14 protein-coding genes and 1 tRNA gene are annotated in these 14812 nt (G+C 66.3%); 11 read left to right on the forward strand and 4 right to left on the reverse strand.

The annotated features are described in order from the left end of the window. Positions 1–87: 87 nt before the first annotated feature. Positions 88–726, reverse strand: coding sequence for a LysE family translocator (locus U5N23_RS08600; protein WP_322592399.1), 639 nt, complete (start codon positions 724–726; stop codon positions 88–90). 1109 nt (positions 727–1835) lie between these two features. Between U5N23_RS08600 and U5N23_RS08605 the strand changes: the two genes are divergently transcribed. From U5N23_RS08605 to U5N23_RS08615, 3 genes are all read left to right on the forward strand, one after another. Beyond that, on the forward strand, positions 1836–3545 hold the full coding sequence (locus U5N23_RS08605; protein ID WP_322592400.1) for a RecQ family ATP-dependent DNA helicase: 1710 nt from the start codon (positions 1836–1838) through the stop codon (positions 3543–3545). Positions 3546–3635: 90 nt separating this feature from the next. Further along, positions 3636–4466 (forward strand): transglutaminase family protein, encoded by an 831-nt coding sequence (locus U5N23_RS08610; protein WP_322592401.1) that lies wholly within the window; start codon positions 3636–3638, stop codon positions 4464–4466. A gap of 157 nt (positions 4467–4623) precedes the next feature. Beyond that, positions 4624–5004: a response regulator gene (locus U5N23_RS08615; RefSeq protein ID WP_322592752.1), complete on the forward strand. Its 381-nt coding sequence runs from the start codon at positions 4624–4626 to the stop codon at positions 5002–5004. Between the two features lie 102 nt (positions 5005–5106). On the opposite strand, the gene U5N23_RS08620 is transcribed toward U5N23_RS08615, so the two are convergent. Together U5N23_RS08620 and U5N23_RS08625 are read right to left on the reverse strand one after the other, a co-directional pair. Continuing rightward, complete coding sequence (locus tag U5N23_RS08620; protein WP_322592402.1) at positions 5107–5280, reverse strand: hypothetical protein; 174 nt, start codon at positions 5278–5280, stop codon at positions 5107–5109. Between the two features lie 134 nt (positions 5281–5414). Then, positions 5415–6197, reverse strand: a complete 783-nt coding sequence (locus U5N23_RS08625) for a 3-hydroxybutyrate dehydrogenase (RefSeq protein WP_322592403.1) — start codon at positions 6195–6197, stop codon at positions 5415–5417. 121 nt (positions 6198–6318) lie between these two features. On the opposite strand from U5N23_RS08625, the gene U5N23_RS08630 reads away from it, so the two are divergent. Both U5N23_RS08630 and U5N23_RS08635 read left to right on the forward strand, forming a co-directional pair. Beyond that, positions 6319–7293 carry an alpha/beta hydrolase gene (locus U5N23_RS08630; protein WP_322592404.1) on the forward strand — a complete coding sequence of 325 codons (975 nt, stop codon included), beginning with the start codon at positions 6319–6321 and terminating at the stop codon, positions 7291–7293. Next, on the forward strand, positions 7290–9518 hold the full coding sequence (locus tag U5N23_RS08635; RefSeq protein WP_322592405.1) for a bifunctional (p)ppGpp synthetase/guanosine-3',5'-bis(diphosphate) 3'-pyrophosphohydrolase: 2229 nt from the start codon (positions 7290–7292) through the stop codon (positions 9516–9518). Before U5N23_RS08630 ends, U5N23_RS08635 begins: the two co-directional genes overlap by 4 nt. Before the next feature lie 6 nt (positions 9519–9524). On the opposite strand, the gene U5N23_RS08640 is transcribed toward U5N23_RS08635, so the two are convergent. Further along, a complete protein-coding gene (locus tag U5N23_RS08640) occupies positions 9525–10187 on the reverse strand; it encodes a GntR family transcriptional regulator (RefSeq protein WP_322592406.1) in 663 nt (220 codons plus the stop codon). 190 nt (positions 10188–10377) lie between these two features. On the opposite strand from U5N23_RS08640, the gene U5N23_RS08645 reads away from it, so the two are divergent. The 6 genes from U5N23_RS08645 to U5N23_RS08670 all read left to right on the forward strand — a co-directional run bounded on the left by U5N23_RS08645 (position 10378) and on the right by U5N23_RS08670 (position 14811). After that, the gene (locus U5N23_RS08645; RefSeq protein WP_322592407.1) at positions 10378–11256 is read left to right on the forward strand and encodes an NAD(P)-dependent oxidoreductase; all 879 of its coding nucleotides are present in this window, start codon (positions 10378–10380) and stop codon (positions 11254–11256) included. A 49-nt stretch (positions 11257–11305) separates the two neighbouring features. After that, entirely contained in the window at positions 11306–12298 is a 993-nt protein-coding gene (locus U5N23_RS08650; RefSeq protein ID WP_322592753.1) for a tripartite tricarboxylate transporter substrate binding protein, read from the forward strand. Between the two features lie 198 nt (positions 12299–12496). Continuing rightward, a complete protein-coding gene (locus U5N23_RS08655) occupies positions 12497–13171 on the forward strand; it encodes an RraA family protein (RefSeq protein ID WP_322592408.1) in 675 nt (224 codons plus the stop codon). Between the two features lie 134 nt (positions 13172–13305). Continuing rightward, a tRNA-Val gene (locus U5N23_RS08660) sits at positions 13306–13382 on the forward strand. A 338-nt stretch (positions 13383–13720) separates the two neighbouring features. After that, on the forward strand, positions 13721–14161 hold the full coding sequence (locus tag U5N23_RS08665) for a hypothetical protein (protein ID WP_322592409.1): 441 nt from the start codon (positions 13721–13723) through the stop codon (positions 14159–14161). Between the two features lie 71 nt (positions 14162–14232). Beyond that, positions 14233–14811 (forward strand): hypothetical protein, encoded by a 579-nt coding sequence (locus tag U5N23_RS08670; RefSeq protein WP_322592410.1) that lies wholly within the window; start codon positions 14233–14235, stop codon positions 14809–14811. The last annotated feature ends 1 nt before the right edge of the window (position 14812 follow it).

Consider the following 14812-nt stretch of genomic DNA (forward strand, 5'->3'; position numbering starts at 1 on the left):
GTCACCAACGCATGCAATGTCTGTCCCGCTGCGATCTGTTGGTGACCGCGAGCAAGCCACTGCTTTTGAGAGGAGCTTGACCCGCAGTCAGCCCAGCTTGTGCCGCGTGTTCAGCAGGCCCAGCCCCAGCGCGATGAAGGTGCCGCCCACCACGCGGTTGAACAGCTTGGCGCGCGCCACCACATGGCGCTTGACCAGCGAGATCAGCGCCACGTAGAAGGCGTGCGAGATCAGCGCGCAGACGGCGAAGGTGGTGGTCAGCAGCAGGTACTGCGTGAACAGCGGCTGGCCCGGCACGATGAACTGCGGAAACAGGGCCGAGAAGAACAGAATGGCCTTGGGGTTGGTGAGCGACACGCCCATGCCCTGCGCCACCAGCTGCCAGTTCTTGCGCTCGCGCCGGTCCGTGGGGGCCTGGCCTGCATCGCTGCTGATCAGCGCGTCGTTGCTGCGCCAGCGCTTAACGCCCAGCCAGATCAGGTACATCGCGCCGACCACCTTCATGGCCAGAAAGGCGTTGGCCGACATGCTGAGAATGGCGCCCATGCCGATCATCGCCAGGCCCGAGACCACGTAGATACCGGCCGAGCTGCCCACCGAGCTGAAGGCCGTGCGCTTGGCGCCGACGTCCATCGAGTTGGACACGGCCAGCAGCACGGCGGGGCCGGGGGTGAAGCACATCAGGAGGGAGACGCCGCAGAAGAGGAGCCAGTGGGTGAGGGTCATGGTCAGGGGGGCTTTTGTCGTCGTTCGTCGGCTGCAGCAGACAGTGCCAGGGGGTATTTTCGGTGAGTTGGCGTTGGCGTGTTGCCGGGGTTTTGATTGACCCCTGCAGTGGGGGATCATGTCACCGAAGGTGGAAGAGATTCTTCGCTGCGCGACGTACCATGATGCGAGCTGCATCGATTGTTGGGTGGTGGTTGCCGCATGCTTTGATTGAGGGCGGGAGCCGGGGTGTGCGCCCGGCGGCGCAGTAACTTTCTCTTGCGTCGCCAAGAGAAAGTCACCAAAGAGAAGGCGACCCCGCTGCCCGTGTCCCCCTCGCCGGTGGCGAGGGGGCAGCCTGCGATGCTCGGTCCTGGGGTGACGCCGAAGAACTCCCTGCGCTGCCTCTGCGAGGCAGCTCCGGTCAAACAGCTTCGGCGAGCCAGATGACGATGCGCGTGTCCTTCGGCACGCGCTCACCCCAGGCCCTGCGCTTCTCGGCACGGTCAGAAGGGGGTGGGATCGGGCTCCACTCGGGCCATTGCTTCGCTCGGCCCGGTGGTCCTTCGCTGCGCTTGGCTCGCCAGGGCGATCGCGATCAACACGTCGGCAGCGCACAGCGCGAACCGACACCCGGCGCAGCTGCGCAGCAGCAGCCGTGTGGTACCCGCTCCCCACCCCTGCTGGCTGCGCCGAGAAGCGCAGGAGCTGGGGTGGGTGCGTGTGCCGAAGGACACACGCACTTCGTGATCTGGCTTGCCGCAGCTGTTTGAGCGGAGTTCGAAGAACGCAGCGAGTTCTGCGGCACCACCCCAGGCCCGAGCATCGCAGGTTGCCCCCGTTCGCCCGACAGGGCGAACGGGGGACGCAGACTGGGGGCCGCCTTCTCTTTGGTGACTTTCTCTTGGCGGCCAAGAGAAAGTTACTGCGCCGCCGGGCGCACACCCCGGCCTCCGCCCTCTGCAAAGGCATGCAGCACCAACCACCAACCCCGCCCCATCCGCAGCGCCCGAACAGCGCCTGCTGTCTTACACGCTCGTGCGCAGCATTCCGGCGCGTTCCGCAGGTCGTGCCTTCCCACAATCAGCCTCATCAAACACAGCACCGCAGCCACCCGGCCCGGGCCCGAAATGAACACCGCCACCATCGCCAGCCCCAACACCATCCAGCAAACCCTGCGCAAAGTCTTCGGCCTCCAGCGCCTGCGGCCCGGCCAACTGGACGTGGTGCAGCGCGTGCTACAGGGCGCCAGCACGCTGGCGGTGATGCCCACCGGCGCGGGCAAGTCGCTGTGCTACCAGTTGCCGGCCCTGCTGCTGCCGGGCACCACCGTCGTGGTGTCGCCCCTGGTCGCGTTGATGAAGGACCAGTGCGATGCCCTGCGCGAACTCGGCGTGGCCGTGGTGCAGGTCAACAGCGCCATCGGCAGCGACGAGCTGGCCGCAGCGCGCCAGGCCATCGAGAGCGGCACTGCGCGCATCGTGCTGACCACGCCCGAGCAGATGGCCGACCCGGCGCTGACCGCGGCCCTGGCGCGGCACACGGTGAGCCTGCTGGTGGTGGACGAGGCGCACTGCATCGCCCAGTGGGGCCATGACTTTCGGCCCGCATTTCTGGAGATCGCGCCGGCCGTGCGTGCGCTGGGGCGGCCCACGGTGCTGGCGCTCACGGCCACGGCCAAGCCGGCGGTGATGAAGGAGATCGTGGCCCAGTTCGGCATTGCCGCTGGCAACGTGGTGCAGACTGGAGCCTACCGGCCCAACCTGCAGCTGGCGGTGGAGCAACTGGGCCGCGCTGCCGACCGGTTGCCGCGTGCGCTGCAGCTGGTGGCGGCCAGCCAGGGGCCGGCCATCGTCTACACCGCCACCGTGAAGAGCGCCCAGGAGCTGCACGCCAAGCTGGCTGCGGCCGGCGAAAGCGTGGGCCTGTACCACGGGCGCCTGCCGGCTGCGCAGCGCGCGCAGGCGCAGGACGACTTCATGGACGGCCGGGTGCGCGTGATGGTGGCCACCAACGCCTTCGGCCTGGGCATCGACAAGCCGGACATCCGCTTCGTGCTGCACTACCAGATGCCCGCCAGCGTGGACGCCTACTACCAGGAGGCCGGCCGCGCAGGGCGCGACGGTAACGACTCGCAGTGCACGCTGCTCTACGTGCGGCAGGACCGGGCGCTGCAGCAGTTCTTCGCCTCGGGCCGCTACCCCACGCTGGACGATGTGCAGGCCGTGCATGCCACGCTGCTGCACCCGGCACCCCAGGGCGGCTGGACGGCCGACGCCATCGTCGATGCCGTGTCGCGCCCCAGTGCCAAGGTCAGGGTGGCGCTGAGCCTGCTGCGCAGCCACAAGGTGGTGCGGCGCGACCGGGCCGGCCGCTTCACCCTGGCCCGCGAGCTGGACGACGCGGCGCTGGAACCCCTGCTGGCCGCCTACCGCAGCCGCCGCGAGCAGGACAGCGCCACGCTGGAGGCTATGGTGGCCTACGCCCAGAGCGGCCGCTGCCGCTGGCAGGGGGTGCTGTCAGCGCTGGGTGACAACGGTGCTGCTGCCGATGGCTGTGGCCGCTGCGACAACTGCCTGCGCATTGCCGCGCTGTCGCGCCTGGCGCCCGCCGTGGCCACGCCCGAGCAGCCGATCGAGGTGCGCCCGCAGCCGGCGAACGCCCGGCCAGTGTTCAATGGCGGCGACGCCGTGCGCGCCAGGCGCTATGGCGCAGGCCAAGTGGTCGAGGCCAACGCGCATTCGGTGACGGTGGAGTTCCCGAACGGGGCGCGGCGCACCTTTTTGCCGGAGTTCGTGCGCGCGGCACGGCGGTCCGCTCCGGTGGCGCTGGCGGCGTGAGGGATCCGCCATGCGACGCGGTGCAGGATCGAGCGCTTTTTAGGGGCATTGCTGGCCGTCGCACCCGGTGACAGCCCCTAGACTCCCTGGATGAACCCCACCTTCGTCAAGCTGCACGCCACCTGCCACATGACCCTGTCCGCAGACGCGGACTGTGCGGTGGTGGCGGTGCTTCGCCCAAGAAGCGGCGATGCGCAGTGGATGGTGCAGGAGCGCTACGAGCTGACGCCCGCCGTGCCGATGACGGAGTATGTGGACGACCATGGCAACCTGTGCCAGCGGCTGAAGATTCCGCAGGGGCAGATGCGCATCGAGGTCGACATGATCATGATCACCGACACGCACATCGCGGTGGATGCGAGCGCCAAGGCGGTGCCCGTGGAGGACCTGCCCTTCGAGGCGCTCAAGTACCTGCTGCAAAGCCGCTACTGCCCGTCCGACAAGATGCAGGACAAGGCGCGCGAGATCGTGGGCGATGCCTCGCCGGGCTATGGCCAGGTCGAGGCCATCCGCAGCTGGGTGCACCACAACCTGGAGTACCGCTACAACGTCAGCAGCGGCACCACCGATGCGCTGGACACCCTGAACGACGGTGCCGGCGTGTGCCGGGATTTCTCGCACGTCGCCATCGGCCTGTGCCGGGCCCTCGACATCCCGGCGCGGTATGTGGTGGGCTACCTGCACGCGCTCGACCCCATGGACATGCACGCCTGGTTCGAGGCCTTCGTGGGGGACCGGTGGTATGCGTTCGACGGTACCCAGGCCCAGGCAAGGGGCGGGCGCATCGTGGTAGCCTACGGCAGGGATGCGGCAGATGTCGCGTTCCTGTCGTACTACGGCCCGCTCGAAATCACGCTGATGGACGTGCGCGTTGAAGAGATTGCGATGGAGGCTCCGCTGACCTTTCCGATCAGCGCCTGATCCGGGTACCCACACAGGCCCGCCGGCACTGCGGCGACAGCACCATCGGTGCGGCCTCGTGCATGCACGCACCGCATTCCGACACAGGCCGTTGCGCCCTTACCCAACCATGAAGTCCATGCAGCGCCTGTGCCAGGCGCTGCATCCCCCATTGAAGATGCCTCTCGTCACCATTCTTGTAGAAGACAACAAACCCATTTGCGACACCCTGGTCCCGGCGCTGGAAGAAACCGCCAACGCGCAGGTGGTCGCCATTGCAAAGACGTCCACGGGTGCTGCACAAGCCCTTGCGCGCTGGCGCGGCAAGTGGCACCTGCTGGTGGTGGACCTGCACCTGGGCCAGGGCTCGGGCCTCGACGTGCTGCAGGCCGTGGGGCCGCGCTCGTCGGACCAGCATGTGCTGGTGCTGACCAACCATGCCACGCCCGAGATGCGCGCACGCTGCCTGGCCCTGGGTGCCGACGCGGTGTTCGACAAGCTGACCGAGCTGCAGGCCTTCTTCGATCACTGCACGCAGCTGCCCGAGGTGGTGGTCTGAAGGGAGGGCTCGGGCCTATCGGCTGCAGAGCCGATGCCGGTGGACCACCGTCGTGCCGCGCTCCCCACTGGAAATCCTGCCGGAGCAGCAGGCCCCCGGGGGCTACGAATACAGCAGTGTGACCGTGAGCCCGGCCCCCAGAACGATGGCGACCATGATCGCCTGCCCGATGTGCTGTGCGCGCCCGGGATCTATCTTGAAGGCGCGGCCGGTGACCAGGCCGATGCCCCAGGCCACGACATCCACCATGAACCACGCTATGCCTTCAGCGACCATGAACCTCTGCCCTTGAAAGTGGTTGGCAGGTTCATTATGGGCGCCGCCTCTGGCGCATGCCACCCCCGCATTGCTTCAAACTGCAACGGCCGTCCGCGCGCAATCGACCGCCGTTCGAGGCGGGGCAGGCCCCCTTACTGCGCCGCCCAGCCCCCATCCATGTTCCACGCCACCCCACGCACGTTGTTGGCCGCGGCAGAGCAGAAGAACACGGCCAGCTCGCCCAGTTCCTCCGGCGTGGTGAACTGCATCGAGGGCTCTTTTTCGCCCAGCAGCAGTTTCTTGGCGTCTTCGTTCGACAGGCCGTGCTCGGCGGCCTTGGCGTCCACCTGTTTTTGCACCAGGGGGGTCAGCACCCAGCCGGGGCAGATCGCGTTGCAGGTGACGCCGGTGGTGGCGTTCTCCAGCGCGGTCACCTTGGTCAGGCCGACGATGCCGTGCTTGGCGGCCACGTAGGCGGCCTTCTGGGCCGAGCCGACCAGGCCATGCACCGATGCCACATTGATGATGCGGCCCCAGTTGGCGGCCTTCATGGCGGGCAGGGCCAGGCGCGATGCGTGGAAGGCGCTGCTGAGGTTGATGGCGATCACGGCGTCCCATTTCTCGACGGGGAAGTCCTCCACGTTGGCCACGTGCTGGATGCCGGCGTTGTTGACCAGGATGTCCACCCGGCCGAACTGGCTGGCGGCGTACTTCATCATGTCTTCGATGTCGGCCACGCGGCTCATGTCGGCACCGTGGTAGGCCACCTGGGCGCCGGCTTCCTTGCCGGCGGCCAGCACTTCGGCACGGGGCGTGTCCACATCGCCGAAACCGTTCAGAACGATATTGGCGCCCTGTCGGGCGAGGGCTTTGGCGATACCGAGGCCGATGCCGCTGGTGGAGCCAGTGACGAGGGCCGTTTTGCCTTTGAGCATGAGTGTCACTCCGAATGAAAGATGAATATGAATTACGATGAAGGCAACGCCTTGCCAGGGCTCCTGGCCAGCGCCGATTGAACGCAGGCATTATCAAGTGCCGCTACCGGATTTCGCACCCATGATAGAACCTACGCTGAACTACGTACTGTGCCCCGGCCCCGGGGCCACAGCGGTGCCCGCCGGCCAAGACCCTGCTGCCGCAAGGCCTGTCACAGGCCCGCAGCACCGCATGGCGTATTGGGAGTGGAATGCCACGGGCAACCCGGCCCACCCCCATGTGATCGTCTGCGTGCACGGCCTGTCGCGCCAGGGGCGCGATTTCGACGTGCTGGCCCGTGAATTGAGCCAGCATGCCCGCGTGGTCTGCCCCGACGTGGTGGGCCGTGGCCAGAGCGACTGGCTGGCTGACCCCATGGGTTACCAGATCCCGCAGTACGGCGCCGACATGGTGGCCCTGCTGGCGCAGCTGCACCAGCAGGCGCCCATCGCCACGCTCGATTGGGTGGGCACGAGCATGGGCGGGCTGATCGGCATGGGCATCACCGGCCAGCCCGACCTGCCGTTGCCTGTGCCGGTGCGCCGCCTGGTGCTCAACGACGTGGGCCCGGTGATCCAGTGGCAGGCGTTGCAGCGCATCGGCCAGTACCTGGGCTTTCTGGCCACATTCGAATCGCTGCAGCAGGCGGCCGATGCCATGTGGGCCATCTCCACCAGCTTTGGCCCCCACACGCCGGCCCAGTGGCTGGAGCTGTCGCGCGCCATGGTGCGCAGCCTGCCCGAGGGCGGCGTCACGCTGCACTACGACCCGGCCATTGCCGTACCCTTCCGTTCGATGACGCAAGAGGCCGCCGCCGCGGGCGAGGCCTTTTTGTGGCAGCTGTACGACCAGATCACCGCGCGCACGCTGCTGCTGCGCGGTGCGGATTCGGATCTGCTCTCGCACGAGACCGCCCAGGCCATGGCCGGGCGCGGCCCGCGTGCGCAACTGGTGGAATTTGCGGGCGTGGGCCATGCGCCCACCCTGGTCGCGGCCGACCAGGTGGCGGCGGTGCGTGGGTTTCTGCTGGCGGAGGAAGGTGCTGCCGCCGCATGAAGACGCTTGCCCCGCCCCCCGGCCCGCCGCTGAACACGGCCGAGGCCGTGCCCCAGCTGATCGCGGCCACTGCCCACACCTTGCCCGAACAGGTGAACGCGCTGGTGCGTGCCCGCGCCTTTGCCGAGCCGCTGATCGCCAGCGAGGCACTCGACTCCGGCGAGAACACCCTGGCCCACGCCGATGCCGTGGCCGCCATCTTGAAGAGCATCGGCGGGTCCGAAGCCATGCAGGCCGCCAGCTACCTGGTGTACTCGTGCGTACACCTGAACAAGCCCGAGGAAGTGATCACCAAGGCCTTTGGCGCCAACTTCGCCGCGCTGGCGGTGGAGACCACCAAGCTCGTGCGCGTGCAGCAGCAGGCGCGCGGCGCCCAGGCGCTGGACGACCCGGCCCTGCAGACCGAGAACGTGCGCAAGATGCTGCTGGCCTTCTCGCGCGACCTGCGCGTGGTGATGCTGCGCCTGGCCTCGCGGCTGCAGACGCTGCGCTTTCATGCGGCCACCAAGCTGCCCATGTCGCCCAGCCTGGCGCGCGAGTCGCTGCAGGTGTTTGCGCAGCTGGCCAACCGCCTGGGCATCTGGCAGGTGAAGTGGGAGCTGGAGGATTTGTCCTTCCGCTTTCTGGAGCCCGACACCTACAAGGACGTGGCGCGCCTGCTCGACGAAAAGCGCGGCGAGCGCGAGGTCTACATGGAGCAGCTGCGCGCCCGGCTCGAATCGGACCTGCGCGCGCGCAGCATCAGCGCCAGCGTGCAGGGCCGGCCCAAGCACATCTACAGCATCGTCAAGAAGATGCGCGGCAAGTCGCTCAACTTCGACCAGGTGTACGACATCCGCGCGCTGCGCGTGGTGGTGCCCACGGTGAAGGACTGCTACGCCGCGCTCAGCTGGGTGCACCAGCGCTTTGCGCCCATCGTCGAAGAGTTCGACGACTACATCGCCAAGCCCAAGGCCAACGGCTACCAGTCGCTGCACACCATCGTGCGCGACGACCTCAACGGCAAGCCCATCGAGATCCAGATCCGCACCCAGGCCATGCATGAGCATGCCGAGCACGGTGTGGCCGCGCACTGGGCCTATAAAGAGGCGGGCGCCAAGGGCTATGTGGGCGTGTCCGCCACGGGCGAGTACGACGCCAAGATCGCCGTGCTGCGCCAGCTGCTGGCGTGGGAGCGCGACCTGGCGGGCCATGCGCAAAAGAGCAACGGCCTGTTCGAAGACCGCATCTACGTGCTGACCCCCGAGGCCGCCGTGGTCGACCTGCCCCAGGGCGCCACCCCGGTGGACTTTGCCTACAGCGTACACACCAGCCTGGGCCACCGCTGCCGCGGCGCCAAGGTCGACGGCGTGATGGTGCCGCTGAACACCGCGCTGCAAAACGGCCAGACGGTGGAGATCGTCACCGTGAAGGAGGGCCGCCCCTCGCGCGACTGGCTCAACGCCGAGCTCGGCTACCTCACCAGCCACCGCGCCAAGGCCAAGGTGCGCGCCTGGTTCAACGCCCAGGCCACGCACGAAACAGTCGCCCGTGGCCGCGAGGCCGTGGAGCGCCTGCTGCAGCGCGAGGGCAAGACGGCCGTGAAGCTCGACGACCTTGCCGTGCAGCTGGGCTTCAAGTCGGCCGACGCGCTGTTCGAGGTGGTGGGCAAGGACGAGTTCTCGCTGCGCAACATCGAGACCGTGCTGCGCCCGGCCGAGCCCCCGCCCAACAGCGACGACTACCTGCTGCTGAAAAAGCCGCGCGGCAATGAATCATCGAGCCCCAAGGGCGGCGTGCTGGTGGTGGGCATCGACTCGCTCATGACCCAGCTGGCCAAGTGCTGCAAGCCCGCGCCGCCGGACGACATACGCGGCTTTGTCACGCGCGGCAAGGGCGTGAGCGTGCACCGCGCCGACTGCAGCAACTTCCGCGAAATGGCCGCCAAGAACGGCGAGCGCGTGATCGACGTGGACTGGGGCCTGCCCAAGGCCACGGCCGCAGACAAGCCCGCCGTCTACCCTGTGGACGTGGCCGTGGAAGCCGCCGACCGCCAGGGCCTGCTGCGCGACATCTCCGAAGTCTTTGCCCGCGAGAAGACCAATGTCATCGGCGTGCAGACCCAGTCCGTCAAGGGCACGGCGTGGATGACCTTCACCGTGGAGGTGGCGGATTCGGGGCGGCTGAACAAGGTGCTGGGGATCGTGGCGGGGGTGCAGGGGGTGCGGTCGGCCCGGCGCCGGTAGCAGTCCCTACTCTGTGGGGTTGCGCCTGTATTCGCCCCGGTGCTTCATGAACCGGTGGTACGACATGCGCAGGTGCAGCTGCATCACCTGGCGCGCCAGCTCGCCGTCGCGCGCGCGCACGGCGATCACCAGGTCGCGGTGGTGGTGCAGGCTTTGCACCAGCTCTTCGGGCGTGTAGATGTAGAACGAGCGTTTGATGATCGGCATGTCGATCATGGTCGCCAGCATGGTTTTGAGGCGCGGCGAGCCCGATGCCTCGATCAGCGCGTGGTGAAAATCCCGGTTGGCGGACTGCACTTGCGCAATGCCATCGTGGCCGGCGGCAATGCCGGCCTCCATGCGCTGGTTGCTGGCCTCCAGCTCGTCGGCCAGCCCCTCGCCGCCGCGCGTGGCCGCGAGGAAGGAGGCATACGGCTCCAGCAGCATGCGCAGCTGGAAGGTTTCTTCCACATCCCAGTCGCTCCACTCCGACACGCGGATGCCCTGGCCCGCGCCGTCGGTGGCCAGGCCGTCTTCCACCAGGCGGTGCAGCGCATTGCGCACCGGCGTGCGGCTCAGCCCCAGGTCGCGGGCAATGGGCTCCTCCTTGAGCTGCTCGCCCGGGCGGTAGTGCCCGCCGATGAGCCGCTGCCGCAGAACCTCGTACGCCTTGTCTTTCACGTTTTGCACTGTGTTTGCACCAGGTGGGTGGGGAAGGTGCGCTGATTCTAGGTGACGGCAGGGTTTCTCGTTGTGCCCCGTGGCGGCACACAAAAAATACAAAACAGGTACAAATTGTCGCCATGCTACGGGAAATCCCTGTGAGTCATCGGGCGAGATACTCCATAAACTGCCATCAATGTTTTAAATTTGTACTTTCATGAAGCTCGCAATACTCGGTGGTGGAATGGTCGGCGCCTGCTACATGCAGGCCTTTGTGGAGCAGGGGCACAGCCTGGTGGGCCTGTGCGACCTGCAGCAGAGCGCTGCGGTGGCCGCTGCCGTGCAGGCCGCCGGTGGCCAGGTGCACACCGCGCCCGGTGCCTGGCTGGCCGGGGCCGACGTGGTGGTGAGCGCTGTGTTCGGCACCGTGGCGCGCAGCCTGTTCGAGGCCTGCCTGCCCCATCTGCAGGATGGCGCGGTGTATGTGGACATGACCACGGCCGACCCGCAGGAGATGCGCGAATGCGCCGGGCTGGCCGAGCGTGGCGCCCAGGGCAGGGCGGTGCACTTCGTGGACGTGGCCATCACCGGCGCCGTCAACCTGGGCGGCAAGAAGACGCCGCTGCTCGTGGCCGGCGGCAAGGCCGGTTTTGTACAGGAATTGTTCTTGCCCTTCGGTGGCTCCGTCCGCGTGGTGGGCGATCAGCCGGGCGATGCCGCCGCGCTCAAGCTCCTGCGCAGCATCTACACCAAGGGCACCGAGGCGCTGGCCGTGGAATGCCTGGTCACCGCCCAGCAAATGGGCCTGCGCGAGCAGCTGTATGTCGTGCTGCAGGACATCGACGAGACACCGCTGCGCACGCTGATGGAATCCATGGTGCGCACGCACATCCCGCACTCCGCGCGCCGTCGCAACGAGGTGGCCGAGGCCCGCCAGCAGATGGCCCGGCACGGCCTGGCGCCCATCGTCTTGCCCGCCGTCGAAGCGCTGTTCGCTGCCACGGCCCAGGCGCATGCGGCGCAGGCCTTCACCGGCACCTCCACCGACGAAGCCATCGCCTGGCTGGGCAGCCATGTGCTCGCCCGCCGCCCTTGACCGATCACCGCGCTACCCGAATACAAACCCATAGGAGACACCTGCAATGATGACGACTTTGACCCGACGCACCCTGGCCCTCGGCGGCCTGCTTGCACTGGCTGCCGCCACGGCAACCATCGCCCCGGCCCATGCACAGGGCACCTACCCGCAACGGCCCATCAAGTTCATCGTGCCCTTCCCGGCGGGCGGTGGCACCGACAACCTCACGCGGCTGGTCGGCACCAAGCTCACCGATGCCTATGGCTGGGCCGTCGTGGTGGAGAACAAGCCCGGCGCTGGCGGCAATGTGGCGTTGGACCAGACGGCCAAGGCCCCCGGCGACGGCCTGACCCTGGTGATGGCGCAGACCGACAACGTGGTGCTCAACCCGCTGCTGTACTCCAAGCTCACCTACAACCCCGACAAGGACCTGCGCGCCGTGGCCCTGGTCGCCGCCGGCCCCGCCGTGCTGGTGGTCAATGCCGATTCACCTTACAAGACGCTGGACGACATCATCCAGGCGGCGAAGAAAGACCCTGGGCGCCTGAGCTTTGCCACGCCGGGCACCGGCACCATCTCGCACCTCATCAGCGAGGCCTGGCAGAAAAGCTCGAACGTGAAGTTCACGCACGTGCCGTTTCGCGGCATGGCGCAGGCCATGCCCGACCTGCTGGGTGGGCGCATCGACATGTACATGGGCTCCATCCCCACGCTGCTGTCGCACATCCAGTCGGGCAAAGTGCGCGCCATCGGCGTGACCACCGCGCGCCGCTCCAAGCTGCTGCCCGACGTGCCCACCTACACCGAATCCGGCATCAAGGGCGTCGAGCTGGCCAGCGTGTGGGGCGTGATGGCCCCGGCCAGCACCCCCGACGCCATCGTCAAGCAGCTCAACGAAGCTATCAACAAGGTGGTGAACGCCCCCGACACCACCAAGAAGATCGTGGACTCCGGCGCGGAACTGATCACCGGCACGCCGGACGACATGGCCAAGCTGTATGCCAGCGACCGCGCACGCCTGGCCCCCATCGTCAAAAGCTCGGGCACCACGCTCGACTAAGGCAACGCTGAATAAGTCCTCGCGATGGCGCATGCCCTGATTTGGGATGGGCTGCCAGGCGCAAAGCGCAGCCATAGCCGGTGCTATGGCGAGCATTTGCAACGCCGCAGACCGCCGAAAGCAGGGTGTGCGACGCGTGAAGGACTTGTTCAGCGTTGCCCTAACTCCATCAACCATCATTCAAGTGAGAACCGCACCATGATCGGCTGCCAAATCCTGAAACGCAAACGCGCCGTGAGCCTGGAGCTGGCCCGGCAATTTTTGGAGGTACCCGTGGCCAACGTCAGCGACTGCATGTCGCGCATGACCGCAGGCGGCCCGCGCCTGCGACCCATGCACGACGGCACCGCCATGGCCGGCCCGGCCCTCACCATCAAGACCCGCCCGGGCGACAACCTGCTGATCCACAAGGCATTGAAGCTGGCCCAGCCCGGCGACGTGATCGTGGTGGACGCGGGCGGCGACCTCACCAACGCGCTCATCGGCGAGATCATGGTGGGCGAGGCCAAGCTCAAGGGCTTTGCCGGCATCGTCATCAACGGCGCCATCCGCGACAGTGCCGTGCTGCGCAAGGACAGCTTTCCGGTCTTTGCCGCCGGCGTCACCCACCGCGGCCCCTACAAGGACGGCCCCGGCGAGATCAACGTGCCCATCGCCATCGACGGCATGGTCATCGAGCCCGGCGACCTGGTCATCGGCGATGATGACGGCCTGCTGTGCGTGCCGTACGACCAGGCCGAGCAACTGCTGGCCGCTGCGCACCAGAAGCAGAAGATCGAAGCCGTGATGGTGGCCGAGATCGCGGATGGCACGCAGGACATTGCGTGGATCGATGCGGCGCTCAAGCGGGCGAACTGTACGATCGAGGCTTGATGCAGGAGGCTGCCATGGGTGCCCTGCAGAGCAGGGCGCTGCAACGGGCCGCAGCGCACTTTTGAATTTTTGCTGCAACTTTGCCGGGCGGCGATTTTTTGTGGCTATAATCGTGGTCTTGAACAGAACAACACAGGCGCGTAGCTCAGCTGGTTAGAGCACCACCTTGACATGGTGGGGGTCGTTGGTTCGAGTCCAATCGCGCCTACCAAGATTCCTTCTGAAGAGACCAGCTTCAGAAATCAACGGGATCTTGAAGAAGACTGCAAACAAGCAGTCTTGGAAAAAGCAAACAGCCACCTTCGGGTGGCTTTTTTGTTTGCGCATCGCTTCCCGCTTTCGCGCGACGGATGTGAAGTCAGCTGCCCGCCGCTTGGTTGGTTTGTCCATCACCCGTAGAGGTGGATACAAATTGAAACAGTGCGGTGTACTATCTCCGGCGGAAACCCGCGATTCGTGCCGTCGCAAGTGGGGCACTCGGCACTGCAATTGAGGCCGAGCCGAAATCAGGCGACGCGCAGCGCCCCGACTGCGCAGGAGGAGAACTCGATGCTCAAGAAAATAGCGGCCCTCGCGGCCATGCTCGTCGCGGGCGCAGCACAAGCAGCAGGGCCATATGACGGCATTTACTTCAACCCAAGCAGCAGCTCCTATTTTTCCGTCCATACCAACGGAACCTCGATGATTGCAGTGGGCCTTTCAGCGGTGCCGGCCAACAACCTTCAGTTCACAACCGCGCTCGGCGTCGTACGGGTGAATTCAGTCGCGACGTGGGAGGTGGCCACCGGAGGCATCTCAGGCAACAATGCCATCCTTCTCGGCACCAATCTCTACGGCGCCTGCGATGTCACCTATGACATCGATTTCGTACCGGGCGCAGCCATCGTTCGCATTGCCGGTTCCATTCAATCCGCCGTCGGCCGGCAAAGCGGGATTAACTGCGCGGCGCTGACCTCGACGCCTGTGCTGACACTTCCGAAGGCATTCTGAAGGTTTCATGCCATGTGGCGGCTCAGGATCCATGCGCACCAACCCAGATTGGCTAGAACGAGGAGAGAGGGATGAAGAAAATTGCAATCGCAGCGGCCTGCCTGGTCGTCTTTTCCGCCCTGGGCCAGAAGAAGCCCGCAGGCTGGCCGAACGAACCCACTGCCGTGTTTGGCGTGCCCATCGGTGAGAAGCTTGAAAACGACCGAATTGGCCAGTGTGGCGGCGTCAAGGCCGATGCGGAGAAGAACCCGGTTGCCGTCTGCGCAATGGAACGGCCTGGCTATGGCGGAATCATCATTGCAGGCTTCCCTGTGCCAGTGTTCGACGGCGGGTACATCGACCGAGACGATGGGGTGGTGACCTCAATCATCCTCCATGGGAAGCACTCCAACTACCGGGACATCAAGGCGTTGCTGATGGAGCGGTATGGCAAGCCCACACGAACATGGACCGAGAAGCTGCAGAACAAGATGGGAGCCACCTTCTCCTCAGAAGCTTTGGACTGGGAGGGTAAGTCGGTAACCCTGAAACTCCGCGAGCGCTCCGACACAGTTGATCAGACGTCAGTTTTCTTCACCAGCCAGTCCCATCTCAACAAGAAGGCGACCGAGCGCGAGAAGTCGCTGAAAGAGTCGGCAACGAAGATGTGAC

It is taken from the genome of Acidovorax sp. (assembly GCF_034519795.1).
GTDB lineage: Bacteria > Pseudomonadota > Gammaproteobacteria > Burkholderiales > Burkholderiaceae_C > Acidovorax.